Here is a 24,696-nt window from a genome sequence, read left to right as displayed (position 1 = left end):
AACGTCCTATGCAACGCATCCTCAACGTGCTGACTCATCCGCGTACGCTCTCGATCGTCGGGATCGTCGCGCTAGCGGCCATCCTCTTCATCGTCGCCGACATGCTGCAGCTGCCGCTCCTGTGGGCGGCGATCGCCTTTGCGGCGATCCTCGCGCTGTGGCTCGTCGTCGCGCTGTGGCGCCGCTGGCGCGTGAAGCGCGCGAACCAGCAGCTCGGCCAGGTGCTGGAAGAGCAGGCGGAAACCGGCAAGATCGCCGCGCCCGCCGCCGCCGCGCTCGCCCCCGACGCGAAGACGGCCGACCTCGACGTGCTGCGCACGCGCCTGTCGGATGCGGTGAAGACGATCAAGACGTCGAAGATCGGCCAGGTGTCGGGCGGCTCCGCGCTGTACGAACTGCCGTGGTACATCGTGATCGGCAACCCGGCCGCGGGCAAGAGCAGCGCCGTGCTCAATTCCGGCCTGCAGTTCCCGTTCGCGGACAAGAACAGCGCCGTGATCCACGGCATCGGCGGTACGCGTAACTGCGACTGGTTCTTCACGACCGAGGGGATCCTGCTCGACACGGCCGGCCGCTATTCGGTGCATGAAGAAGACCGCAGCGAGTGGCTCGGCTTCCTCGGCCTGCTCAAGCGCTATCGCCCGAAGGCGCCGATCAACGGCATCATCGTCACCGCGAGCATCGCCGAACTCACCGGCAACCGCCCCGAATTCGCGATCAACCTCGCGAAAAACCTCCGCCAGCGCGTTCAGGAGCTGACGGAGAAGCTCGAAGTGTTCGCGCCGGTCTACGTGATGTTCACGAAGGCCGACCTGATCACCGGCTTCACCGAATTCTTCAGCAGCAGCGACAAGCACGAATACGACCGCGTGTGGGGCGCCACCCTGCCCTACGAACCCGACGACAAGCGTGACGTCGTCGCGCAGTTCGACACGCACTTCGAGGAACTCTACGAAGGGCTGAAGGAGATCAGCGTCGCGCAGCTGTCGCTGTCGCGCGGCAACCAGCTGTCGCCGGGCCAGTTGAGCTTCCCGCTCGAATTCTCGACGATCAAGCCGTCGCTGCGCGCGTTCCTCGCGACGCTGTTCGAGAACAACCCGTTCCAGTACAAGCCGATCTTCCGCGGCTTCTACTTCACCAGCGCGCTGCAGGAAGGCGAAACCAACAGCGCGGCCGCGCAGCGCATCGCGCATCGCTTCGGCCTCGACGGCGCCGCGCTGCCGAAGCCGCACAGCGCGTTCTCGAAGAACGGCTTCTTCCTGCGCGACCTGTTCTCGAAGGTGATCTTCGCGGACCGCCAGACGGTGCGCCAGTTCGCCAGCCCGACCAAGACGCGGCTGCGCTACGCGACCTTCTTCGGCTTCGTCGCGGCGCTCGCGCTCGCGCTCGGCGGCTGGACCTGGTCGACGATCGGCAACCAGCAGCTCGTCGCGAACGTGCAGGCCGATCTCGACAACGTCACGCGTCTGCAGCAGGGCCGCAACGACCTGCAGTCGCGCCTGCAGGCGATGGACATCCTCGAAGACCGGATCGAGCAGCTCGAGCAGTTCCGCCGCGACAAGCCGATTTCGGTGTCGCTCGGCCTGTACCAGGGCGACCGTCTCGAGCAGCACCTGCTGACCGAGTACTACAACGGCGTGCGCCAGATCCTGCTGGCCCCGGTGTCGCAGAACCTCGCGTCGTTCATGAAGGACGTGAACGCGCACCCCGAACAGCTCGTGCCGATGACGCGCCCGCCCGAATCGGGCGCCGTGCAGGGTGGCACGATGCCGGTCTCGACGAACGCGGCAGGCGCCGCGCCGCAGGCCGGTGCCGCACTGGCCGCGTCCGGCACCGCGCCGGCCGCAGCGCAGCAGCCGGCCGCACCGCAGGGCGGCCTCTACAGCGACGCGTCGCCGACCAACGTGCAGGACGCGTACAACGCGCTCAAGACGTACCTGATGCTGTCCGACAAGCGCCACGTCGAGCAGGCGCACCTGACCGACCAGCTCGCCCGCTTCTGGCGCGGCTGGCTCGAGACGAATCGCGGCAACATGCCGCGCGACGAGATGATTCGCAGCGCGGAACGCATGATCTCGTTCTACCTCGCCCGCGTGAACGACGACAACTGGCCGATGATCGATGCGAACCTCGCGCTCGTCGACCAGACCCGCGAGAACCTGCGCCACGTCGTGCGCGGCATGCCGGCCCGCCAGCGCGTGTACGAGGAAATCAAGGCACGCGCCTCGACCCGCTTCGCGCCGATGACCATCGCACGCATCGTCGGCGACGGCAACCAGGGGCTCGTGGCCGGCAGCTACGCGATTCCGGGCACGTTCACGCGCGAAGCGTGGTTCGACTACGTGCAGCCGGCGATCCGCGACGCGGCGACCAAGGAACTGCAGGCGAAGGACTGGGTGCTGAACACGTCGACGCAGGATGACCTGACGCTCGAGGGCAGCCCCGAGCAGATCCAGAAGACGCTGGTCGGCATGTACAAGACCGAGTACGCGCAGCACTGGCAGAAGTTCATGCAGGGTATCGCGGTACAGGGCTTCACCAGCTTCGGCCAGGCCGTCGACGGGATGAACCGCCTCGGCGACCCGCAGGATTCGCCGATCCGCAAGATCCTCGAGACCGCGTACGACCAGACCTCGTGGGACAACCCGTCGCTCGCGAACGTGACGATCAAGAAGGCGCAGACGGGCGTCGTGAACTGGGTCAAGCAACTGTTCTCGCGCTCGCCGGCCGGCCAGGTGGCGGCCGCCAACATCGACATCAACGGCAATCCGGCCGAGGTGCCGATGGGTCCGATCGGCCAGGAGTTCGTCGGGCTCGCACGGATCGTCGCGTTGCATGACGGCACGTCGATGCTCAAGGGCTACATGGAGTCGCTGTCGAAGGTCCGCACGCGCTTCAACGTGATCAAGAACCAGGGCGACCCGGGCCCGGGCGCGCGCCAGCTGATGCAGCAGACGCTCGACGGCAACGGTTCGGAACTCGCCGATTCGCTGAAGCTCGTCGACGAGCAGATGCTGACGGGCCTCACCGATTCGCAACGCAAGTCGCTGCGTCCGCTGCTGGTGCGGCCGCTGATGCAGGCGTTCGCGGTCGTGATCCAGCCGGCCAGCGCCGAAGTCAACAAGGTGTGGAACGCGCAGGTCTACCAGCCGTTCCAGAACTCGCTCGCGACGAAGTACCCGTTCGCGGCGAGCGCGAAGGTCGAGGCCGGCGCCGGTGAAATCGCGCAGGTGTTCGGTCCGGACGGCTCGATCGCGAAGTTCGTCGGCACGACGCTCGGGCCGCTCGCGGTGCGCCGCGGCGACACCCTCGCCGCCCGCACGTGGGGCGACATGGGCATCGGCCTCACGCCGGACTTCACGAACGGCTTCGCACGCTGGGTCGCACCGCTCGCCGGCGGTGCGGCAGGCAGCGCCGCCGCATCGTCCGAGCCGCAGACCGTGTTCCAGATCCTGCCGCAGCCGAGCACGGGCACGACGGAATACACGATCGCGATCGACGGCCAGCAGCTGCGCTACCGCAACACGCCGCCGCAGTGGACCAACTTCGTGTGGCCGAACCCGCAGGGCTCGCCGGGCGCGACGCTGTCCGCGACGACCTTCGACGGCCGCACGGTGCAGCTCGTCAACGAGCCGGGCCGCTACGGTCTCGAGAAGCTGATCAACTCGGCGCAACGCAAGCGCCGTCCGGACGGCACCTTCGACCTGACGTGGGCGCAGGGCAGCGTGAACGTGTCGGTGACGATGCGCATCATCAGCACGTCGCAACCGTCCGGCGGTGGCGGTGACCAGCCACAGCAGCAGAGCCTGCGTGGCCTGCAGCTGCCGTCGTCGGTCGCCGACGCAAGCGCGGGCGCCGCGCAGAACGCAACCCAGACCGCCGGCACGGGCACGCCGGCCGCAGCGCCGGCCGTCGCGGCCGCCAACGCAACGCATGCCCAGGGGGCGCAATGACGCAAACCGTACAGGCGCAGATCGCCTACTTCGGCAAGATTCCGTCGCGCGGCGACTTCGTGAAGAGCCCGCACAACCCGCAGTTGCTGCAGACGCTCGATCGCTGGATCGCGCAGGCGCTCGAGCTGCTCGCGGAAGATCCGCGCTGGAAGCTCGTCTACGAGGATGCGAAGCCGATGCATTTCGCGTTCCTCGGCTCGCGCAGCAAGCTCGCGATCGCGGGCCACATGGTCGCGAGCCACGACGTGTCGATGCGCCGCTTCCCGTTCCTCGGGGCGACCGCGCTCGAGGTCGACCGGCCACTCGCGTTCCTCGCGCGCAGCCCGCTCGCGTTCGCGCGGCTGTGGTCGCGCGTCGCCACACAGATCCCGCCGCTGCTCGGCAAGGACGAGCCGCCCGGCGCACTGCAGGCGCTCGGCGACACGCAGGTGCCGATCGACATCGGTGGCCCCGGCACGTCGCATGACGGCACCTTCAACGATTTCGTCGAACACCAGACGCTGCACGGCCTCCAGGAGATGCTGCTCGAAAGCGGTCATCCCGTGCGGCTGCGCGGCGCGATGCTCGCGCTCGGCTCGCTGCTGCGGCCGGTGATGCAGAGCGGCTCTTCGCACATCGAGCGCGGCCTCACGCTGCCGTTGCCGGTCGATCCGTTCTATCGCAGCCTCGTCGCCGCGTTCTGGCTCGAACTGATCGCGCCGTTCGTCGCGCAGGCCGACTTCGAGCTCGCGATCTTCATCGGCACGATCGCCGAGCGCGAACGGCTCATCATCGGCTTCAACGGTGCGTCGGCGAAGACGCTGCTGAGCGTCGTCGACCCGCAGACCTACGCCGCCCACAACATCGACATCGACGATCCCGAGTGGATCGACGCCCATGCGCAAAACGATCACCAGATCAGCAAGCTCGTCAGCTACCTCGACCAACCGCAACTCTCGCTGCGTGTCGCCATCGACGCGTTCCGCGAAGCGTTCATCGGAGGCTGACGGGATGCATCGCACGATTCAAGCCCGGCGCGCGCGCTTTTCGGCCGCGCTCTCGCCCGCCGTCGCCGCCCTCCTCGCCGCCGGGCTCTTCGCCAGCGGCGCGGCCTTCGCGCAGAACACCGGCGCGACCGTCACGCCGGTCGGCAACGGCACGGTCACGACAACCGCGCTCTCCGCGAACCCCGGCGCCGCGCCGGGGACGGCTTCCGGCGCCGTCGTGCACGGCACGGCCGGCACCGCGAACACCCTCACGCCGCCGCCCGCGACCGCGACGCCCGGCCAGGTGGTCGTCGGCGGCAAAGTGCCCGACGAGGCGACCAAGGCCGCCGTGCTGCAGAAGCTGCGCGATACCTACGGCGCGACCAACGTCGTCGACCAGATCGAGGTGGGTGACGTCGCAACGCCGCCGAACTGGAGCGCGAACGTGCAGAAGCTGCTCGGCTCGCAGCTCAAGCAGATCAGCAAGGGGCAGCTGAAGATCAACGGCACGCAGATCGAGATGAAGGGCGAGGTGCACAACGAGGCGCAACGCCAGCAGCTCGCGAGCGACATGGCGAACACGCTGAACCCGACGTATACGATCAAGAACGGGCTGCGTGTGTCGGCGTCGGAACAGGGCGTGCTCGACCAGACGCTCGCGAACCGGACGATCGAGTTCGAGACCGGCAGCGCGACGCTCACGCCGCAGGGCAAGCTGATCCTCGACCAGATGGCGGCCGCACTCGCGAAGATGCAGAACCGCACGGTCGACATCATCGGCCATACCGACAACTCGGGGAACCGCACGTCGAACATCGCGCTGAGCCAGGCGCGCGCGGATTCGGTGAAGGGCTACCTGATCACGAAGAGCATTCCGCCGCAGCAGATGACGACGACGGGCGTCGGGCCGGATCAGCCGATCGCGCCGAACGATACGGCGGATGGGCGGGCACGGAATCGGCGGATCGAGTTCCGGGTGGGGCAGTAAATTTGCGGAGGGCGGCCGGCTCCATCGCGAGCCGGCGGGCGATCATCCGATGCGGGCGGCGACGGGAATTGTCGCCGCCCGTTTTTCACGGGCGGCTACCGGCCGTCAATGAACGGGAGGCGTCGCGCCGCCCTTGTACCTTTTCGCCCATTCCTGGCTCTGCTTGGCGGCCTGGTCGATACGGGCGGCGGCGAGGTCGTCCTTCTTGCGCTGCTTCGCTTCCTTGTCGAGATCACTCGACCCGAACGTATCCTTGTCGCGTGTCCGGAAGTACAGTGACGGCGCCAGCACATGGTCCTGCCAGCTCGTCAGCAGTGTGTCGTGGACGAGCATGTCGAACAGTGCCATCACGTCGGGTGGCAGCGGATGCTTGCCTTCGATGCCCTCCTTCCAGGCTGACACGAGCTCCATTTCAGCTTCGGGCAGCATAGCGGTTTCGACCGTAGCCGCGCTGACCTTGTTATCAGAATCCCACGTTTCCGGCAGATTTCGGATGTGCTCGGCGGATTGCTTCCAGCCGTCCTGGTACAGCGCGCTGCGCAGCTTCTTTGCCGCTTCCTTTTCGAGACGCTCCCACACCGTCGAATAGTCATTCGGCGCCTCCGCGATCAACTTCTCATAGCGTTTTTGCGCCGCGTCGCTCGCAGCCTTCATTCCACGAAGCTTCGCCTGATCATCCGGGCTGCGGCTGGCCAACATGCTCATGTTGATGCCTTGTCGCTGCAGCTCCCAGTCGAGTTGCGACTTCGTGGTCTTGCGCTGCAGGTCGGCGTCGCTCATGTTGCGCTTCCAGTCGGCGACTGGGTCAGCGATCGTGCGACGGAATTCGGGGTCCATGTAGCGGGCCGAGATCCAGCGCATGAAGACTTTCGAATGCTCCATGAAGTCGGCGCCGGGTTTGCGGGGGACGAGGGCGTAGTACGCATCGACGAGTTGCTTGATGCGATATTGCTTGCCGTCTGCATTGATCGGCTGTGCAATCGTGAATTTCCGGAAGGTGTCCGGCTTCTTATCTCGCAGATCCTCCATCGTATCCATGACGGCCCCTGCCTTCAACGCCTCCAGCAGCATGTCTCGCAGAGGAATCCGCATCAACTCGGCGTTGAAGCCAAGCGAACCCTTGGGGGCGCCGCCAACGACGTCGCAACTCGTACCCGGATAAAGGAATTGCTCGCCGCGGGTCTTCTCGAGACTGTCGAGACGCTGATAAAAGCGCATCTCGTGCGCCGCGGCAAAATGAACGCAGCGCTGCACACTGGCTGGTATGCCCAGGGCTCGATCCTTGTAGCTGGTCTTGATCATCCCCAGATACGGGACCATGCCGATCAGTTCGCCGGCCTCTTCCGACATGGCCGACGAAACAGCATCGAGCAGGCCGACAAACTTGATCTGAATCGATACGCCGTCGATGGCAAGATCCATGTCGTCCCTGCGCTTGTATTTCTCCGCCAGGTCGTTGATGAACGCGCGCGCGAGCACGCACCCGCGGTCCGCGCCGAACACCGATACCTCGATGGCCCGAACCTTCGGCATCTGCTTCTTGACCGCGTGGTACGCCTCTTCGAACTGATCTTTGGCTGCGATCAACCGCGTATCGACACCCGTCCCGAAAGCCTTGGCCATGACGGAATTGTCACGCACGATCGGCACGTTCTCCATCGCTATGCCGACAAACAGACTTCGCGCAACCGCCCAGCCCGCCTTCATCGGGGCGCCTTTGACGTTGTTCTTGAAATCGTTCTTCGCGTTGCGCCACAACAGCGTTCCGGTCGCCTTGGTGCGTTCCCAATATCGCTCCGGCGACGCATTCACCACATTCATGACGCGCCGCGCCTGAGCGGGAATGCGCTCGATATCCTTCCGAAGATCCTGGAAGGCCTTATCGATTGGCCGAAGCGAAAAATCCCCCTCGAGAAAGTTCTCGATGAACTGCTTCTTCACATCGTCGACACGCGTTTTCACGCTGGCCTGTTTGATTGGCGTATTGACGCGCGTGAACGACTTGGCGACCGACTCCGCTCCGCTCAACGCCTTCTTGCCTCCCATCTTGGCCGCGGCTACGCCCGCATTGATCCATTCATTGGCCTTGGCTGACTCATTGAGCGGCGTGCCCAGTCCCGAATAATAGAAACGGAACCAGAACTGATTGACCGGCCGATGCCTGTCATCGTTGTCGCGGTGCGCTTCCCACAAACGGCAGATGTTCGAATATTGCGAGCTCGACTTGTCGTCAATATCGCGACTTCTGCCAAACGCATCGAAGAAAAATCCCATGCGGATCGTCGCGCCACATGGCAAACAGTCCCCTTTCGGATACATGTTTGCGTCCTGGCAGACAAGCTGCATGTATGTGGACATCGGTGTCGCGTCATCCGGATCGAGCTTGATTCTCTCAGCCATGCTGCTTCTCCTCTACGCGCGGCGGCGGCACCAGGCCGTCGGGAATCGTCGGTACGTTCGACGGCTTGAACTTGCCGCTTGCCAGTTCGGCCAATACGTTCTTCGGCAGCGATTGCATCGACTTGGCGAACGCACCAGGCTTTCCGGCCGCAGCCCGCAAGATCCGCTGCACTTCCGGATGCGCATCGAATCGACTGTTCACGAGCAAACTGAAATACGCGTACTGCTCGAGGTCGTTCCGGTCGGTCAGCTGGTATTTAAGCCACGCCGTCGCAACGGCACGCGCAATGCGCCGATGCGACTGTCCATCCGTGTCGTCGAATTTCTTGTCCAGTTGCTCCTGATAGTGCGTCGCCATCCATCGGGAAACATCCACGACCGGAATGCGCGATTCGTCCAGCAATTGGCCGGGGAACTGAAACTCGACGTGACGATCCGGATAGAAATGAACTTCGAGAATCCGGCTGCCGACTTTCTCGGGAACGGCCGACGACGGCATCACGACCTTGGTCTCGACTTGCTGCGCATGCGAGTCGTCCATCGTCCATCGATCTGCGTCGTAGTACTTCCACTTGACCGTAAATTCGGTGCCCTTGAGCGTGTAGCAACACGCGACGCTGCCGCCACCTGCGCCCGGCGGATCGTCTCCGCCACCGCTTGCCTTGTTGCCGTATGCGTCGGTGATGGTGAAACCGTTCATGTTGTACGGCAGATAGTTCCGGCCCATGACCGAAATCCCGCTGTAGGTCGGCTCGGATTTACCACAGGCCGTCACTGCGGCGAACAACAAGCAAGTCGCCAGAACACGGCCCGTCATACGAACCAATTTCGTTCCTCTATGCATCGATGTTTCCCTTCTGAGTGACGTCTCGAACGCCGCCCAATGACGAGCAAGCGTCGGCTTTGCATATGTGATCGATCATCGTCGCACGCTGCTCGAAGGCGGTCCGGCATGCGATGCCGATCGGCGCATGCCCGCGACCTTGATCGAGCGTATCCGACTCAGCCGTGCCCCGCCTCCAGCAACGCGCGCTCGTGCGCGTCGCGAATCGCATCCCAGGTCGCATCGTCGATCGACGCAAGCGCCGCATCGACGCTCGTTTCCCCGCGCGACGCGGCTTCGAGCGACGACTTCACGGCCGGGTGCTCGTCGAACCGCGGCGCAACCTGCACGCCGGTCACGACATAGCAGAGCAGCCCGATCTCATCGACGATCCCGTGCGCCGCCGCGCGATCGAGCTGCTCGACGACCTGATCGTGAAGGTCCGCATCGGACAAGTGATCGACCACCGCCCCCATCGTCTCGCGAAACTTCAGCACGAGCTTGTCCGGATACCCGAGCTCGATCAACCGAGCGTGCTGCTGCTCGCTCAGGTCCGGTGCATTGCCCGCCGGCGCCGCGCCTTCGATCGCCGGCGCATCGTTGCGCCACACGACCTCGTCGAGGCGCCGATCGCGATACCGGATCTCGGCGAACGGCGCAGCGAACTGCCGCGCCTGCGCATCGCTCCACACCTGCCGCATGCGTTCGAATACGTGGTTGTCGAAGAAGAACAGGTAGTACGAACGGCCATTGGGCAACTTGTACTGCACATACCGGCGCAGATGCGCGTCGAGCGCATCGAACGTCCACGTCGACCACAGCCATGTCACCGCATGCAGATCGACTGCATCGAGCCACAGCCGACGCAGCAGCCGATGCTGCTCGGCATGCTCGTCGTCGAGCGCGTCGCGCTCGAACGCGATCAGGTACGGCGCGATATCCGTATAGGCATCGAGCCCGGTATCGATCCACAGCGACGCATAGCGCAGGCCGCGCACCGCCGCGAGCTGCACATCCAGCTCCTGATAGCCGCGCGTATCGACGAGCACATAAAGCCGCATCGCCCTGCCGTCGTCGTCCGCATGCGCCAGCGAAGCCTTCAGTGTTTCCAGGAACGCCGGCCACGCCGGCTCGCGCGGATTCGGCGCGGTGTCGACGGCTTCGCTTGTCTCGACTGCGTCGTCCCAATCGACCACGTCGCCCGTGTCGTTGACGTCGTCCATCAATCTGCCTCGACCATCGATTCGCGCCCGCTATGCGCGTTCAGCACGCACTGCTTGCACGTGCCGCCCGGCATCGCGGGCAGCGGATACTGCATGCTCGTCGGCCCGCTGAACTGGTGCTGCGCGCCCTTGAAATCGATCTTCCCCGGCGCGTGAATCTCGATGTTGCCGCCCTTGATCCGGATATAGGCGCCGCCCGACGTCAGCAGGACCTCCTGCTTCGCGGCCACATCGACGGCCTCGGTCGCCGCCACCATCTTCACGGTCTTCTGCGCGGTAAGCTCGATGTTGTCCGCGTGCGCCTGGACCTCGACGTTGCCCTTCGCGGCGAACAGCTTCACTCCGGCATTCTGCGCGAACAGGCTGATGCGGTCGCGGATGCCGGCGATCAGCGACTTGCCGCTCGTGATGAAGGTGCTTTGACCGCTGACGATATTGGTCTGCCGGTCGCTTGCCAGGTGCACCGACTGCTGCGACGCCATCCCGATCCCCGCCGGGCTCGCGAACAGCATCACCGGCTCCTTGAACGCATTCGCGTTCCCCGTCCCGCCGCCGGCGGTCCGGCCGCCCGACGACGCCCCCGCCAAGCTCTCCTGCGTCGCGTCGGTGAACGTCTTCAGCGCTTCTTGACCGTGACCGAGGCTTTCGGCCTGATGCGCTTCGCTGACCTGCGACAACGACTCGATCAGCCCCTCGGCATTGACGAGTTGCTGTTGCGTCTCTCGCACGTCGAGCGGCTGGCTGTTCGCCGGCTTCGGATGCGTCGTGATGTACAGCCCCTGCCCGGCGCGCACGGCACCGTACGCATCCGTACGCAAGTCGAACCCCGAACCGAGATACGCGCCCCGCGTGTTGCCGTTCTGTTCGATCAGGTAGCCGAGATGCAACAGCGAATTTGCGCTGCTGCTGAACAGGCGTGCACGGTTCTGGCCGGTCGCGTCGTCGAGCACCATCTCGTTGTGCCCCGACCCCGCGTACTCCTTCGACCGGAAGCCCGACAGGATGCCGTCGCTATGCCACTGCGGCTTGGTTGCCCCGTTGTAGACCCGATGCATGACGATCGGCCGGTCGCAGTCTCCGCCGATGTAACCGATCAGCACTTCCTCGCCGACCCGCGGAATATGGACTGCGCCGTAGCCGCCGCCGGTATCCGACTGCACGACACGCATCCAGCATGATGCGGTTTCGGTGCCCTCGTTCTGCCGGTCCCAGACGAACATGACCTTGATGCGGTTCAGCGCGTCCGTATACACCTCTTCGCCCTTCGGCCCGACGACGACGGCCGTCTCGAGCTGCATCACGGGCTTCTTGTGCTCGAACGGGCTGCGATACGGCACCGCCGCGCGTTGCGCTTCGACCTCGACGAGGTAGAACCCGGCCGAACCGTCTTCGTGCCCGACTTCGAACGCGGCCGCCGCACCGTGCGCGGCTTTGGCTCGCGCGAGCCGGTCCTGCAGGCTGTGCGGGAAGTGCGCCTCGTGGTCCGACAGCGGCAAGTTGTTCTCGATGTAGCGCGTCACGCCGATCGCCGCGAACTCACGATCGCGCTCCGGATGATCGACCAGCGCGAAGCGCCGGCCCGCATCGATCCCGCGCACGCCGCCCACGCCGAAGAAACGCTTCGCGCGCGACTCCCATTCCTCGAGGCGGATCTTCGACAGATGTTCGCCGCGGTCCTGGCCCGGATACGTGTAGGCGCCCGTGTATTCGTAGATTTCCGCCTGATCCGGAAGATCGCCCTGGCCGGCCTTGGTCGGCAGTGTCGTGCCGTTCGGATTGCCCGCCGACGACGGCGACTTGTAGTCGAACGTGCGCGTCGTGTGCAGCGTGCTCTGCAGGGTTCTCGACGCAGCCCATTGCGTAAAGCCGGTCGTTTCCGTGCCCGTTCCCGCGCGATCGAAGCCAACGGCCTTGGGCGCCAACTCGTCGACCGCATGCAGATCGTCGGTAATGACGAGCGTATGCGTCTTGCCGTCGTCGGCATACCGCCAGAAGCCGAACAGCCCTTCGTCCTCCATCAGGCGATGCACGAAGTTCCAGTCGGTTTCGCTCTGGCGGCAGTACGAGCGCGACGGCAGCGGCTTCGACAGCACGAACTGATACCGGCCCTTGGCCTGAGGATGCGCGTCGAACACATCGGAGAGGATCGCGTCGACGCTCTGATCCTGCCAGTACCGCATGTCGCTGCGGAACTTGAGGAAGTGCATCCACGACGCAAAGGTGAGCTGGTAGCTCGACAGGCTGCCGTCCGCGCCGAGCCTGCGCGCCGTATGGACATAGCCGTTGATCGGGAGATACGACCGGTCCGCCTGCTGGATCCACAGCGTCATCGGCTGAGCGATCAGCGTCTTGAGTTCGACGTCGCTCGCGGTGGACACGAGATCGAGCGTCACGCTGAAATCGCGCCCCAGTTCGGAACGGGTCATGGCCCGGCGCGGTACGAGCGCATTGTCCGGCAACGACGGGATGTCCGTCTTCAGCAGGCGGTCCTGCTGAATCAGGCCGCCGCGAATCGCCTGCGCCAGTTCTGTCGCGTTCATGCGTCACTCACCTTCTTGTTTGCCGCGGACCCGCCGGGGCCCGCGCTCTCAGGAAAGAGCCCTTCCCTCACCGCACGACGGCGTCCGGGCACACGTCGCCGCGGCATCGTCGCTCACGACTGCTCGTCCGGCCGCACGCCCAGCAACTCACGAATATGCGACAGCGAGCCGTCGTCCTTCACGACGCTCTCGAGCCACTTGTGCAGCGGCATGTCGGCCCATTCGGCGGCCTTGTCGGCAAGATACGCGACCGGGCTGTGCGGCTCGGTCTGGCGGAAATAGCGGGCGACCGCGCGCAACTGGTCGACGGCCTGCGCACGATTCTGGATGCCGGCGATCATCTGCGTCACCGGGGGGCGCGGAACGGGCTGCGGCTGCACGTGAGTCTCCTCGGTCTGGATCGGGTTGCCGAACACCGGCTCGATGCGCTCGGGCTGCGCCTGAGGTGCCGACTGCGTGTGCGGCGCGCTGCCCGTATAACCCTGCTCGCGCGCAAAGCGCTCGGCGAGCCGGTACACGGTCTCGAACGCGTCACGCGCCTGCCGGAAGCTCGGCGCCGAATTGCCCGCGCGCTCGACGAGCCGTTCCTCGAACGCATCGAGCGCGAATTCGAACGCCTTCAGGTTCGCGAGCAACGCGGTGTAGAACGCGATCGACGTCACGCGCCGCGACGAATCGATCTGCTCGATCGACGGCTTGCCGCGCGCGATGTCGTCCGCGTGTTCGGGGTCGCGCTTGATGGCCTGCGCGACGTGCTGCGCCACTTCCCAGTCGAGCGTGCTGAACGCGTTCGACGCGCCGTCCGTCATCGGCACCGCGCGCAGCAGCTCGGCCGTGCGGCCGGACAGCCACGCGACGTTGCCGAGCCGGTGCTCGGTGTCGTCGTCTTCCGGCAGCGGGTGCACGGTGTCCCAGAAGTCGCGGCACAGGCCCTCGAGCAGCGCATAGCCTTCGGTGAGGCCGGTGATGCCGTCTTCGAGCGCGAGCGCCTCGGTCAGCCACACGGCGAGCCGCAGGTCCTTCGTGCGCGTGCGCAGCAGCTCGCCTGCATGGTCGACCACGAAGCCCCAGTCGGCCTCCTTGATCTCGGTCACCCACTCGCCCTGGTCGAGCGTCGGATCGTCGTAGCGCCGCGCATCCTGGATCGCGTCGAATTCGTTCGAAAACAGCAGGTCGTCGCCGCTGGGCGACGCATCGCTGATCGGCGTCAGCAGCTCGGGGAGATTGATCGGCATGGTTCGGTCAGTTCATCAAATGCTTGCGTTGCACGGCCGCGCTCATTCGACGGTGTACGTGAATTCGCCGGCCTCGTCCGCGCGCACCGCGATGCGCGCGATGGCCTCGCCGTCGGCGATCCGGCCGAGCACGTGGCCCGCGATCTCCGGCAGCAGCGTGCCGTTCAGGATGTGGTCGACGTTGCGGGCGCCCGAGTCGACCTCGGTGCAGCGCGCGAGCACCGCGTCGACGAGCGACTCGTCCCATTCGAACGCGGCCTTGTGGTTCGCCTCGATCCGGCGGCGGATCCGTTCGAGCTTCAGCTCGATGATCTCGGCCAGCACGTCATCGGAAATCGGGTAGTACGGCACGACCTTCATCCGCCCGAGGAACGCGGGCTTGAACGTCTTGTACAGCTGCGGGCGCAGCGTCTCGGCAAGCGCGTCCGGATCGGGCAGCTCCTCGGCCGGCTTGTTCAGGCACGCCTGCATCACCGCGGAAGAACCGACGTTCGACGTCAGGATGATCAGCGTGTTGCGGAAGTCGATCTCGCGCCCTTCCGCGTCGTCCATCGCGCCCTTGTCGAACACCTGGAAGAACATCTCGAGCACGTCAGGGTGCGCCTTCTCGACCTCGTCGAGCAGCACGACGGAATACGGGTTGCGGCGCACGGCCTCGGTCAGCACGCCGCCTTCGCCATAGCCGACATAGCCCGGCGGCGAGCCCTTCAGGCCCGACACGCTGTGCGCTTCCTGGTACTCGCTCATGTTGATCGTGACCATCTTGCGCTCGCCGCCGTACAGGATGTCGGCCAGCGCGAGCGCCGTCTCGGTCTTGCCGACGCCCGACGGCCCGACGAACATGAACACGCCGCGCGGCTTGTTCGGATCCTCGAGGCTCGCGGTCGCGGTGCGCACGCGCTGCGCGATCGCTTCCAGCGCGTGGTCCTGGCCGATCACGCGCGCGGCGAGCAGCGGCTGCAGGTTCAACACGGTGTCGATCTCGTCCTTCACCATCCGGCCGAGCGGAATGCCCGTCCACGCGGCGACGATCTCGGCGACCACGTGGCCGTCGACCTGCAGCGGCACCATCGGCTCGCCGCCCTGCAGCGCGTGCAGTGCCGCGACGCGTTCGGCGAGCTTGTCGCGGGTGGCCTGCACGTCGACCGGCTGGCCGTCTTCCGACGGGCCACGTGCCTTGTCGAGCGCTTCGCGCAGTTCGGTGATCTCGGCGACGATCACGCGCTCGGCTTCATAGCGCGCCTCGTCCTTCGCCAGTTGTTCGAGCGCCGTGTCGCGCGCGCCGCGCAGCTCGCCGAGCCGCTCGTCGTGCGACGCGCCGCCCGCTGCCTCGCGCTCCAGCGACGCGATTTCCGCGTCGATGCGCTCGATGCGCTTCTTCGTGTCGTCGATCGCCGCCGGCGTCGCGCTGTGCGCGAGCGCGACCTTCGCGCACGCGGTGTCGAGCACGCTGATCGCCTTGTCCGGCAGCTGGCGGCCGCTGATGTAGCGGTGCGACAGGCGCACGGCCTCGGTGATCGCGTCGTCGAGGATCCGTACGTTGAAGTGCTTCTCCATCAGGCCGGACATGCCGCGCAGCATCGCGGCCGCGAGCGGCTCGCTCGGCTCCTCGACCTTCACGACCTGGAAGCGCCGCGCGAGCGCCGCGTCCTTCTCGAAGTACTTCTTGTATTCGCTCCACGTCGTCGCCGCGATCGTGCGCAGCTCGCCGCGCGCGAGCGCCGGCTTCAGCAGGTTCGCCGCATCGTTCTGGCCGGCCTGGCCGCCCGCGCCGATGATCGTGTGCGCCTCGTCGATGAACAGGATGATCGGGTGCGCGCTCTTCTTCACCTCGTCGATCACGCTCTTCAGGCGATTCTCGAACTCGCCCTTCACGCTCGCGCCGGCCTGCAGCAGCCCCATGTCGAGCACGTGCAGCGCGACGCCGCGCAGCGGCGGCGGCACGTCGTCGGCCGCGATGCGCAGCGCGAGACCCTCGACGACCGCCGTTTTGCCGACGCCGGCCTCGCCGGTCATGATCGGGTTGTTCTGGCGGCGGCGCATCAGGATGTCGATCGCCTGGCGGATCTCGGCTTCGCGGCCGATCACCGGGTCGATCTTGCCGTCGCGTGCGCGCTGCGTGAGGTTGGTCGTGTACGTGTCGAGCGCGGGCGTCTTCGACGGGCCGGACGCGGGCGCCAGGCCGTCGGCGGCCGGCGCGACGTCGCTCCCTTCGTCGTCCGCCTGACGCGGCTCGGCTTCGCTCGAGCCGGCCATGATCTCGTCGAACTTGTGCTTCAGGTCCGTCACGTTCATTTCCGCAAACTGCGACGACATCCGTTGCGCGAACTGCGCGAGATCGGGCGCGGTCAGCAGCGCGAGCAGCAGGTGTCCCGAACGGATTCGGCCGAGCTGCGAGTCGAGCGACGCGATCAGCCACGCCTGTTCGAACAGCGCGATCAGGTGCACGGAGAACACCGGCGTGCGCGTGTTGCCCGTCTTCAGGCGCGTCAGTTCGCGCTCGAGATCCGCGTGCAGCGCGTGCGGATCGACGCGGCTCGCGCGCAGGGCGAGCGGCAGGTCGCCCGTCGCTTCGTCGAGCAGCGCGAGGAACAGGTGCTCGAGATCGACCTCGTAGTGGCCGCGCGCCAGGCACGCGCTCGCCGCACGCTCGGTCGCGTGGCGGCACAGCGCGTTCAGTTTCGTGATCAGGGTCTTCAGAGGCGTGCTCATGGCGTCGATCTCAGGTTCGATTGCGTGTTGTTGTCGTTCGGAATCAATGAATCACGTGCAGTTCGTAGCGGGCGTCGGAGCGGTCCTCGATCGCATCGCGCGTACACAGGAACGCGTCCCAGCCGAGCCGCGAGCCCGCGCCGAGCACGCTCGCGCCGACCTCGGTGCGCTTGAGCACGAGCTTCACTTCGTATTCGAGCGTGACGCCGGCGAGCAGCGTCAGCATCCGCTCCAATGCGATGGCGTGCGCGCCACCGGGCAGGAACGCCTCGTAGTCGCGCTTGGACAGCGGCCCGACGATGATCCGCGCGCGCATGTCGCGCTGCCACACGCGTTCGCCGACGAGCGCCGTCGCGCCGAGCACCGCGTTGACTTCGCCGAGCACGCTCAGCTGGTCGGGCGGCACGTCGTACCACTTGCCGACGAACTGGTCGATCTTCACCGGCACGCGGAAGTAGTCGGACAGCGTGTGCTGCAGGTACGCGGCCGACATCGGCCGGTGCCGTGCGGCAAGCGCATAGCCGGCCACGGCCTCGTCGAGCACGCCGCCCACGCCGGCCGCGAGACTGTCTCGCACCTCGTCGCTCGGCACGCCCGCGATCGCGAGCAGCAGCGGCAGATAGCGCTCGTCACGATCGAGCTCGTAATGGAACGGCAGCCGGTATTTCTTCCACGCGGCATAGAACAGCGCGGTCGCGCGGTTCGAGAACACGTCGAAGAACGCGCGCGCCGCATGGTCGCGCTTCAGGTGCTCGCGCGCGACGATCTGCTCGGTGTAATGCAGCGGCAGCGCGCCCTGCCCGCCGAGCAGCCCGAAGAACGCGGGCGTCAGCTCGACGTGGCCGAGCTCACCAGCCGCGAGCGCGGCGCCGCGCGCCTCGCCCGTGTCGAGGTGGGTGCCGTCGTCGTCGAACGAACGCGCGCCTTCGATCTCGCTCGGCGGAAAGCCGAGCGACAGCGTGTTGCGGAATTCGATGCGCTGCGCGACCACGTCGCCCTGCCGCCACGCGCCGGGCGCATCCGACGCCTGCCGCGCGAACAGCCCTTCGAGCACGCGCACCGCCTGGAAGAACTCGAAGCGGTGCGGCTCGTCGAGCAGCGCGTCGACTACGCCAGGATCGATTCGCCGGTTCGGGGCTTGCATCGGATGATCTCCTCGCCGGTGCGCTTCGACACGACGACCAATTGAACGAAACTGTTGAGGTGCACGTACAGCCCGAAGAAGCTGTCGAGCACGCGCACGAACGAGGCCAGGCTCGCGCCGACGAAGTGTTCCTCGTCGATCGTCAGGCGGATCTCGATGCCGCGCACGAAGGTCGCGAACGGCTTGCCGGGCAGCCACTGCACGGCGCCGCGCTGCTCGACGCCGACGAGGCCGTCGATCTGGCGCATCGACACGGCGGTGCGCCGCAGGTCGTACAGCGTCAGCATTTCCTTCAGCGGCGCGAGGCCGTGCGCGACCAGCGACACGTGATTGAGCGCGAGGTGCGACACGAGCCGCCAGTGCGCGGCGCGGCCGCGCTCGAAGCGCACGCTCTGCGTCGGGCGGCGCAGCAGTGAAATGCCGCTCGTCTGCGCGCCGCCTTCCTGGAACAGGTCGCCGCCTTCGAGCCCGAACGCGAGCATCGCCGGCAGGTCGCGGTTCGTGCAGGTGAGGTCGAGGCTCAGCGTGTCGGTCTGCGGCGACGTCGGCTCGAAATCGATGTCGACGATCGAGATCTCGGTTTCGTAGCCGGGGCTCTTCTGCGCGACCCAGTCGTTGCGGCGTGCGAACCAGTAATGGCCGATCCGCGCCGATTCACCGTGATGCAGCGAATAGAACGGCCGGAACTCGATCACCGACTCCTCGTGCGCCTGCTGCCTCACGAGTTTCACCGAATCGATCGAATACACCTCGTACGCGAACGCGCGCCGCGCCTCGGCGATCACCGGATAGGACACCGCGCGGTGCGTGATGCGGATCGGTTCGCCGTGCTGGCGGAACAGGTTGACGATCGGCGTGCAGAACAGCCGGAAGTGGCTCGCCGTCAGCAGTTCGAGCAGCCGCGCGACATGCGAATCGCTGCGCACGTCCTGCAGCACGAGATGCAGCGTCGCGCGCTGGCAGCGGCCGCTCGCGCGCGCGATCGCCGCGATGTCGAAGTCGACGAAATCGAACTTGTCGGGGAACGCGAAGTATTCGGTGAGCAGGCGATACGCGGGATGCGATTTCGCCGGGTAGTCGATCAGCGCGTCGTCCTCGTCGAAGCCGGCGTGCGCGATCGGCAGCTTGCGCAGCGCAGTCCAGCGGCCGTTGCGCTCGGGTTCGACATACGCGCCGAGCACGTTGACGAACAGGCAGTCGGTCAGCGCGGCGACGAACGACTGCTCGCCGTGCAGGTGCGCGCGCAGCGTCGGCAGCTTCAGCGCGCCGAGATCGAGCTGCGCGGCGAGCGACTCGAACGTGATCGAGATCACGCCCGTGGCGTTCGACGGCAGCACCGTCGCGCTCGGCGCGAGCGCGACCGGCGTATAGCGGGCTTCCGAGATGCGGATCGGCGCGAGCGTCACGTCATAGGCGGTGCGGAACCGGCACTGCACGCCGCGGATCGGGCGGCTCTTCAGCTCGGTGCCGCGATCGATCACGACCGGCTCGGTCTGCTGGCCGGGCGACGCCGGCGTGAACTGCGCGATCGAGCACGACGGGAACGGCCGCAGGTAGTGCGGATACAGCACTTCCAGCAGCGCTTCGGTGAATTCCGGGTAATCGTCGTCGAGTTTCTTGTTGATGCGCGCGCCGAGCAGCGCGAACGACTCGATCATCCGCTCGACGTGCGGATCCTCGCAATGCTCGCCGGATAGCGCGAGCCGCGCCGCGATCTTCGGATAGCGTTCGGCGAAATCTCGCGAATAGCGCCGCAAAAACGATAATTCGCGCTCGTAATACGGCAGCAATTCTTCCATCGACGACCCCGAACCTCAATATTTCCTGCCGGACCCTGTTCCACCACCGGGCGGTCCGGCCCGCTCGGCGGCTTGATTTACTGCATTCTTGCGGCGCGTGCGCGCGTGACCGAATACTGCAGCGTCGAAGGCTGCAGCATCGCGTCGAAACTCACCGGCTCCTCGGCCGGGTGCACGACGAGCAGCGCCTGGATCGCGAAGTAAAGCGCGTTGGTGGCCTGCTCGTTCAGCTCGAACGTCACCTGCACCTGCTGCAGGCGCGGCTCGTGGCGTGCGATGGCCTGCTGGATCGACTTGCAGATGAACGCGCGATCGTAGTGACTCGCCAGGCTCAGCCCCGCGAAATCGTTCAGCCCGTAGGTCAGCACCGACTTCTGGCACTCCGGCAGCGCGGCCAGCTCGTTCTCGGTGTGGGCGATACGGGTATTGAGGATCGCCTCGACGTCGCGGGCGACCGTGTTCTTGAGCTCGTCCAGCGACAATTGCCGCATCGCTGCCGAGGCCGGCAGGTGCGGTTCGTCGTCGAACAGCTTGTCGAGAAAACTGGGTTCGAATCGTTTCATCGGCCGGGATTCACAGCGAAAACGGCAACGGGGACGCCGTGCGCCCCGTTGCCGCAACCGACCTTAGACCGCGTAGGTCTTGTCGTTCTTCGTCAGACTCCAGGCGCCTTGCGTGTTACCGCCCTGGTTGCCGCCGATCTTCTGCTGGGTTTGCTTCCACTGCACAGCTGCGTACTTCAGCGAGAACGTCTCGAGCGGCAGACCTTCTTCGCGAACGCTCGGGGCGATGCTCGAGATGATCACGTACTTGAGCTTGACTTCCAGATACTGCACGCGCTTGCCTTCACCGTCAGCGCGCGAGAAATGAACCGTCACCTCGTCGAACGTGGTGCCGCCCGAAGCGTGTTGGTACAGCAGCGGGCTCGACGAATCGATCTCCTTCGTGAAGATCATGTCGCCGTGTTCGCAACGCGTCATCGTGTGACCGCCAGCGGTCGATGCGGTTGCCGAACGCGGCTGAACGATCGAGTGATCCCACGATTTCAGCTCGATCCAGCCCTGGTGGTCCTTATCCGCGGATTCGCCCTTCACCGCGGGACTACCAAACTGCAAGTGCATATGTAACATGGCCCTTCGACTCCCCAAAGAGGTGGTTTTAACGTCCTACCCAGGCGGCCCGCCCGGGCGATTTACTCGCTTATGAATTTGCCGGTTTGGGCAGATCAGCGACAAGTCGCAGAGAAATCGAGAGTTCGTCGAGCTGAAAGTGCGGGCGCAGGAACGCGACCGAACGATACGAGCCCGGCTTGCCCGGAATCTCTGACACTTGTATGGATGCCTCGCGCAGCGGAAATTGCGCTTTCTGTTCCTGCGAGGCGTTGTCGTCGAGCAGGACGTATTGCGAAATCCACCGGTTGAGGAAAGTCTCCACGTTCTGCGCCGATGCGAAGCTGCCGATCTTGTCCCGCATCATCGCCTTCAGGTAGTGCGCGACGCGCGATACCGAGAAGATGTACTGAAGCTGGGCGGACAGGACGGCGTTCGCATTCGCGCTGTCGGTGCTGTATTTCTTGGGTTTCTGCACCGACTGCGCAGCGAAGAACGCGGCGTAATCTGAGTTCTTGCAATGGACGAGCGGGATGAAGCCGAGGTCGCTCAGCTCCTTCTCGCGGCGATCGGTGATCGCGATTTCGGTCGGGCACTTCAGCGCGACTTCACCGTCGTCGGTCTTGAACGTGTGGGTCGGCAGGTCCTCGACGAGGCCGCCGCCTTCGACGCCGCGGATCGCCGCGCACCAGCCGAAGTCGTCGAATGCGGCCGTCAGGCGTGCAGCGAACGCCCACGCGGCGTTGCACCACAGGTACTTGTCGTGGTCGGTGCCGTCGACGTCCTCGACGAAGTTGAAGTTCTCCGCGGTCTGGCCGTCCTTCGGATTGAACGGCAGGCGGCCGAGGAAGCGCGGCAGCGTCAGGCCGACGTAGCGCGAATCTTCGGCGTCGCGGAACGACTTCCACTTCGCATATTCGACCGTATCGAACACCTTGCCCAGGTCGCGCGGCTTGCCGAGGTCGGAGAACGACTCGAGGCCGAGCAGCTCGGGCGATGCCGACGCGATGAACGGCGCATGCGCGGCCGCCGCGACGTGCGACATCTGCTCGATGAAGTACATGTCTTCCGGCTGGCGCGAGATCTCGTAATCGCCGATCAGCGCACCGAACGGCGAGCCGCCGAACGTGCCGAATTCCTCTTCGTAGACCTTCTTGAACAGCGCGCTCTGGTCGAACTCGCTCGCACCCTTGAAATCGCGCACGAGGTCGCGCTTCGGTGCGTGCAGCGCCTTGATCTTGATCGTCTGGCCGGTGTTGCTTTCCTTGACCAGGTAGTCCATCCCGCGCCACGTGCTTTCAAGGCGCTGGAATTCCGGCGCGTGCATCACCGCGGAAAGCTGCGTGGAAATCAGGCGGTCCAGTTCCGCGACGCGCGCGTCGATCGTGGCCGACAGGTTGTCCGACACGATCACCGTGCCGTCGAGCACCTGGTGCACGAGTTCGCCGATCAGGTCCTTCGCACGCGCATGCTCGGAATCGGATTTCGCGACCTTGCTCTTCTCGACGATGTCGTCGAGCAGCGAGGTCCCGGCGGCGTAGTCCGCGCCGCTCGCTTGGGCCGCAGCCGTTTGCTGGTTCATCTCAACACTCCGTCGTCATTCGCCGTCTTTGTCGCTGCCCGTGCCCTTCGCGAGCTCCTGCAGCTGCTGCGTGTTCTTCAGCACCTCGGACAGCAGATCCTCGAGCTTGTCGTTGCCGGCGAGCTTGTTGCGCAGGTCGGCGAGCTTCGAGCGCGCCTCGAGCAGGCGGCGCAGCGGCTCGACCTGTTCGACGACTTCGTCCGGGCTGAAATCCGACAGCGAACGGAACTTCAGGTCGACCGCGAACTTGCCGCCTTCCGGGCTCAGGCGGTTTTCCACCTGGAACGCGGCACGCGGCTCGATCGCCTTCATCACGTCGTCGAAATTGTCGCGATCGATGTTGACGAATTTACGGTCGCGCAGCTTCGGCTGCTCGATTTCGGACTGGCCCGCCAGATCGCCGACGACCCCGACGACGAACGGCAGTTCCTTCACCTCGATCGCATCGCCCTTCTCGACCTCATAGGTCAATTGGACGCGCGGCGGCCGTATTTTCTGCAAGCTTTTCTGAATGCTTTCTTTCTTGGCCATCTCGACGGCTCCCAGGTTAGTTGTGGTTATCGCGTCAGTCTTGCGGTCAGTTGCGCAGTGCGCCGAACGGGTCACCGCCCTTCGCCCCGCCGCCCGACGACGTGTTGGTCGGCGGCGGCGCAACGTTGGATTCGGCGGTCTGCGTCTGGGCCTTCTTCGTATGGACGACCGTACGACCCTTCTTGACTCGGCCCGTGGCGCGGGTCGTCGTTTCCGGCGGGAACAGCGCCGATTCGCCCAGCGTGTCGCGCAGCTGCTTCGCGAGCGCCTGCGCATCCGACTTCGCGTCACCCGCGAGCGACGAATCCTGGCGCAGCTCGCCGAGCGACTGCGTCGCGATCCGCAGGCCGGCCACGGCCAGCACGCTCTTCGCCTGACGGTCGGTCGCGTCGCGCTGCAGCGCTTCCTGCGCGGCAACGATTGCCTGGCCGTAATGGTTCTGGGCGAACTGGATTTGCGCGATGCGCGACCACGGCTCTTCGCGCGTCGGATCCGACTTCGCGAGCTGCTGGTACAGGCCGAGGGCCTTGTCCTGGTCCCCCGCCTTCGCAACTGCGTCCGCATCCGCCAGCGACTTGTTGAACACTTCGGCAGTCGGCGGCGCCGGAGGCTGGCTCGCACAACCGGCGATCACGCCGCAAGCCACTACTACCCCAGACAGTTTTGCGAAGAGACGGTCTTTCATCGTTATATCCACCGGCGCGTGAGTTTTAAAATCGTTGAGAATCTGGTTCTTTTGCTTTGCAAGAAGCGCGCGGGTATAGTACCGATCAATTTTTCATAATTCAATCGTCGTGTGAAGAGTAATTCCTTTTAAAACCGGGCGCTACCCCCTCCAATGGCCTCTCGCAGCGGGCTCGCAGCGATTTTTTCTGGTGGCCGGAATGGGCAAGTTTTACTGGCTCCACGACACGCCGCCCGGATGGCGGAAAAAATTTCCGGACGCCTGCCTCGACGCGGGCGTGCTTAATAGTTGAACAGTGCAATGCCGGGGACACGCAGCGAACGCGGAAATACCCGGCAGATTTGACAGGGATAAAAGGCAGCCCGCCGGAAATACGATGAGATCGTTGATGATTCGCTACGCGCTGCCACTGGTTGCCTGCGCCCTCCTGGCCGGATGCGCGGCCGCCCCGCTGCTCGGCTCGGCCGCGAGCGCCGTGATGTCCGCGGCCGGTATCGGCAAGCCCGAGGTGCCCGACGCGCAGAAGCCGCCGCGCAACCTCGGCATTACGCTGGCCGCCGCGCCGAACCTGAATGCCGCGACCGACCACAAGCCGCTCGCGCTCGTCGTGCGGCTCTATACGCTGAAGGACCCGACGTCGTTCCAGCAGGCGCCGTTCGACGCATTTACGGATCCGACCAAGGAAAAGGCCGCATTGGGTGCCGATCTGCTGAACGTGCGTGAAATCACGCTGATTCCGGGCCAGCGCTATACGGCGACCGAGAAGGTTTCGCGCGAGGCGCAGGCATTCGGCATCGTCGCCCTGTTCCGCGATCCCGCAATCCAACGATGGAAACTGACGTTCGACCCGGCGAAGTCGGAGAAATCCGGCATAATCATCGGCCTGCATAATTGCGCGATGACGGTCACCGACGGCACTGTCATCGCACCGCAACAGGGTGCGCCTTCACAACCGCTGAATTTGCTTTCTTCGGTCTCCTGCGGTTAAACAATGACGCACGAATGTC

At 65.4% G+C, this 24,696-nt stretch carries 17 protein-coding genes; 4 read left to right on the top strand and 13 right to left on the bottom strand.

All coding sequences use genetic code 11. From position 1 onward, the window contains the following. Positions 1 to 8: 8 nt before the first annotated feature. From tssM to F3J15_RS15885, 3 genes are read left to right on the top strand one after another with little or no spacing between them, the layout of a single operon-like run. Entirely contained in the window at positions 9 to 3,953 is a 3,945-nt protein-coding gene (gene tssM / locus F3J15_RS15895; RefSeq protein ID WP_166892371.1) for a type VI secretion system membrane subunit TssM, read from the top strand. Then, entirely contained in the window at positions 3,950 to 4,939 is a 990-nt protein-coding gene (gene tagF / locus F3J15_RS15890; protein WP_069246999.1) for a type VI secretion system-associated protein TagF, read from the top strand. The genes tssM and tagF overlap by 4 nt, the downstream gene beginning before the upstream one ends. Positions 4,940 to 4,943: 4 nt before the next feature. Then, complete coding sequence (locus tag F3J15_RS15885; protein ID WP_166892367.1) at positions 4,944 to 5,906, top strand: OmpA family protein; 963 nt, start codon at positions 4,944 to 4,946, stop codon at positions 5,904 to 5,906. 105 nt (positions 5,907 to 6,011) lie between these two features. Here the strand turns inward: F3J15_RS15885 and F3J15_RS15880 are convergent, their stop codons facing one another. The 13 genes from F3J15_RS15880 to F3J15_RS15820 all read right to left on the bottom strand — a co-directional run bounded on the left by F3J15_RS15880 (position 6,012) and on the right by F3J15_RS15820 (position 23,689). Then, positions 6,012 to 8,306, bottom strand: a complete 2,295-nt coding sequence (locus F3J15_RS15880) for a DUF2235 domain-containing protein (protein ID WP_166892363.1) — start codon at positions 8,304 to 8,306, stop codon at positions 6,012 to 6,014. Continuing rightward, on the bottom strand, positions 8,299 to 9,150 hold the full coding sequence (locus F3J15_RS15875) for a hypothetical protein (RefSeq protein ID WP_166892361.1): 852 nt from the start codon (positions 9,148 to 9,150) through the stop codon (positions 8,299 to 8,301). Before F3J15_RS15875 ends, F3J15_RS15880 begins: the two co-directional genes overlap by 8 nt. 158 nt (positions 9,151 to 9,308) lie before the next feature. Beyond that, positions 9,309 to 10,352, bottom strand: a complete 1,044-nt coding sequence (locus F3J15_RS15870) for a DUF4123 domain-containing protein (protein ID WP_166892358.1) — start codon at positions 10,350 to 10,352, stop codon at positions 9,309 to 9,311. Beyond that, positions 10,352 to 12,892, bottom strand: a complete 2,541-nt coding sequence (locus tag F3J15_RS15865; RefSeq protein ID WP_166892354.1) for a type VI secretion system Vgr family protein — start codon at positions 12,890 to 12,892, stop codon at positions 10,352 to 10,354. Before F3J15_RS15865 ends, F3J15_RS15870 begins: the two co-directional genes overlap by 1 nt. A gap of 113 nt (positions 12,893 to 13,005) precedes the next feature. Continuing rightward, positions 13,006 to 14,127, bottom strand: a complete 1,122-nt coding sequence (gene tssA / locus F3J15_RS15860; RefSeq protein WP_166892352.1) for a type VI secretion system protein TssA — start codon at positions 14,125 to 14,127, stop codon at positions 13,006 to 13,008. A 42-nt stretch (positions 14,128 to 14,169) separates the two neighbouring features. Continuing rightward, the gene (gene tssH / locus F3J15_RS15855; RefSeq protein ID WP_166892349.1) at positions 14,170 to 16,839 is read right to left on the bottom strand and encodes a type VI secretion system ATPase TssH; all 2,670 of its coding nucleotides are present in this window, start codon (positions 16,837 to 16,839) and stop codon (positions 14,170 to 14,172) included. Between the two features lie 43 nt (positions 16,840 to 16,882). Further along, on the bottom strand, positions 16,883 to 17,983 hold the full coding sequence (gene tssG, locus F3J15_RS15850) for a type VI secretion system baseplate subunit TssG (RefSeq protein ID WP_166892346.1): 1,101 nt from the start codon (positions 17,981 to 17,983) through the stop codon (positions 16,883 to 16,885). After that, a complete protein-coding gene (gene tssF / locus F3J15_RS15845) occupies positions 17,947 to 19,782 on the bottom strand; it encodes a type VI secretion system baseplate subunit TssF (RefSeq protein WP_089483345.1) in 1,836 nt (611 codons plus the stop codon). The genes tssG and tssF overlap by 37 nt, the downstream gene beginning before the upstream one ends. Before the next feature lie 77 nt (positions 19,783 to 19,859). Beyond that, a complete protein-coding gene (gene tssE / locus F3J15_RS15840; protein ID WP_006477092.1) occupies positions 19,860 to 20,345 on the bottom strand; it encodes a type VI secretion system baseplate subunit TssE in 486 nt (161 codons plus the stop codon). Positions 20,346 to 20,408: 63 nt separating this feature from the next. Beyond that, the gene (locus F3J15_RS15835) at positions 20,409 to 20,912 is read right to left on the bottom strand and encodes a type VI secretion system tube protein Hcp (protein ID WP_006477093.1); all 504 of its coding nucleotides are present in this window, start codon (positions 20,910 to 20,912) and stop codon (positions 20,409 to 20,411) included. Between the two features lie 70 nt (positions 20,913 to 20,982). Continuing rightward, complete coding sequence (tssC, locus tag F3J15_RS15830; protein ID WP_011350759.1) at positions 20,983 to 22,473, bottom strand: type VI secretion system contractile sheath large subunit; 1,491 nt, start codon at positions 22,471 to 22,473, stop codon at positions 20,983 to 20,985. 15 nt (positions 22,474 to 22,488) lie between these two features. After that, positions 22,489 to 23,004 (bottom strand): type VI secretion system contractile sheath small subunit, encoded by a 516-nt coding sequence (gene tssB, locus F3J15_RS15825; protein ID WP_027783377.1) that lies wholly within the window; start codon positions 23,002 to 23,004, stop codon positions 22,489 to 22,491. Between the two features lie 46 nt (positions 23,005 to 23,050). Continuing rightward, on the bottom strand, positions 23,051 to 23,689 hold the full coding sequence (locus F3J15_RS15820; RefSeq protein ID WP_069246990.1) for a tetratricopeptide repeat protein: 639 nt from the start codon (positions 23,687 to 23,689) through the stop codon (positions 23,051 to 23,053). Positions 23,690 to 24,065: 376 nt separating this feature from the next. On the opposite strand from F3J15_RS15820, the gene tssJ reads away from it, so the two are divergent. Further along, positions 24,066 to 24,677 carry a type VI secretion system lipoprotein TssJ gene (gene tssJ, locus F3J15_RS15815; protein WP_089483343.1) on the top strand — a complete coding sequence of 204 codons (612 nt, stop codon included), beginning with the start codon at positions 24,066 to 24,068 and terminating at the stop codon, positions 24,675 to 24,677. Positions 24,678 to 24,696: the final 19 nt, after the last annotated feature.

Origin of the sequence: Burkholderia sp. Ap-955, assembly GCF_011753045.1 — a bacterium.
Lineage (GTDB): Bacteria > Pseudomonadota > Gammaproteobacteria > Burkholderiales > Burkholderiaceae > Burkholderia > Burkholderia lata_D.
The sequence above is the reverse complement of the archived record's forward strand: the minus strand, read 5'-3'. Positions and strand labels throughout refer to the sequence as shown.

What these genes read in the sequence shown, in the direction of transcription:
- F3J15_RS15880 (WP_166892363.1), bottom strand. Translation starts at nt 8,306, where the DNA reads ATGGCTGAGAGAATCAAGCTCGATCCGGATGACGCGACACCGATGTCC.
- F3J15_RS15875 (WP_166892361.1), bottom strand. Translation starts at nt 9,150, where the DNA reads ATGCATAGAGGAACGAAATTGGTTCGTATGACGGGCCGTGTTCTGGCG.
- F3J15_RS15870 (WP_166892358.1), bottom strand. Translation starts at nt 10,352, where the DNA reads ATGGACGACGTCAACGACACGGGCGACGTGGTCGATTGGGACGACGCA.
- tssB (WP_027783377.1), bottom strand. Translation starts at nt 23,004, where the DNA reads ATGGCCAAGAAAGAAAGCATTCAGAAAAGCTTGCAGAAAATACGGCCG.
- tssJ (WP_089483343.1), top strand. Translation starts at nt 24,066, where the DNA reads ATGAGATCGTTGATGATTCGCTACGCGCTGCCACTGGTTGCCTGCGCC.
- tssH (WP_166892349.1), bottom strand. Translation starts at nt 16,839, where the DNA reads ATGAGCACGCCTCTGAAGACCCTGATCACGAAACTGAACGCGCTGTGC.
- F3J15_RS15885 (WP_166892367.1), top strand. Translation starts at nt 4,944, where the DNA reads ATGCATCGCACGATTCAAGCCCGGCGCGCGCGCTTTTCGGCCGCGCTC.
- tssC (WP_011350759.1), bottom strand. Translation starts at nt 22,473, where the DNA reads ATGAACCAGCAAACGGCTGCGGCCCAAGCGAGCGGCGCGGACTACGCC.
- tssF (WP_089483345.1), bottom strand. Translation starts at nt 19,782, where the DNA reads ATGGAAGAATTGCTGCCGTATTACGAGCGCGAATTATCGTTTTTGCGG.
- tssM (WP_166892371.1), top strand. Translation starts at nt 9, where the DNA reads ATGCAACGCATCCTCAACGTGCTGACTCATCCGCGTACGCTCTCGATC.
- tssA (WP_166892352.1), bottom strand. Translation starts at nt 14,127, where the DNA reads ATGCCGATCAATCTCCCCGAGCTGCTGACGCCGATCAGCGATGCGTCG.
- F3J15_RS15820 (WP_069246990.1), bottom strand. Translation starts at nt 23,689, where the DNA reads ATGAAAGACCGTCTCTTCGCAAAACTGTCTGGGGTAGTAGTGGCTTGC.
- tagF (WP_069246999.1), top strand. Translation starts at nt 3,950, where the DNA reads ATGACGCAAACCGTACAGGCGCAGATCGCCTACTTCGGCAAGATTCCG.
- F3J15_RS15865 (WP_166892354.1), bottom strand. Translation starts at nt 12,892, where the DNA reads ATGAACGCGACAGAACTGGCGCAGGCGATTCGCGGCGGCCTGATTCAG.
- tssE (WP_006477092.1), bottom strand. Translation starts at nt 20,345, where the DNA reads ATGAAACGATTCGAACCCAGTTTTCTCGACAAGCTGTTCGACGACGAA.
- F3J15_RS15835 (WP_006477093.1), bottom strand. Translation starts at nt 20,912, where the DNA reads ATGTTACATATGCACTTGCAGTTTGGTAGTCCCGCGGTGAAGGGCGAA.
- tssG (WP_166892346.1), bottom strand. Translation starts at nt 17,983, where the DNA reads ATGCAAGCCCCGAACCGGCGAATCGATCCTGGCGTAGTCGACGCGCTG.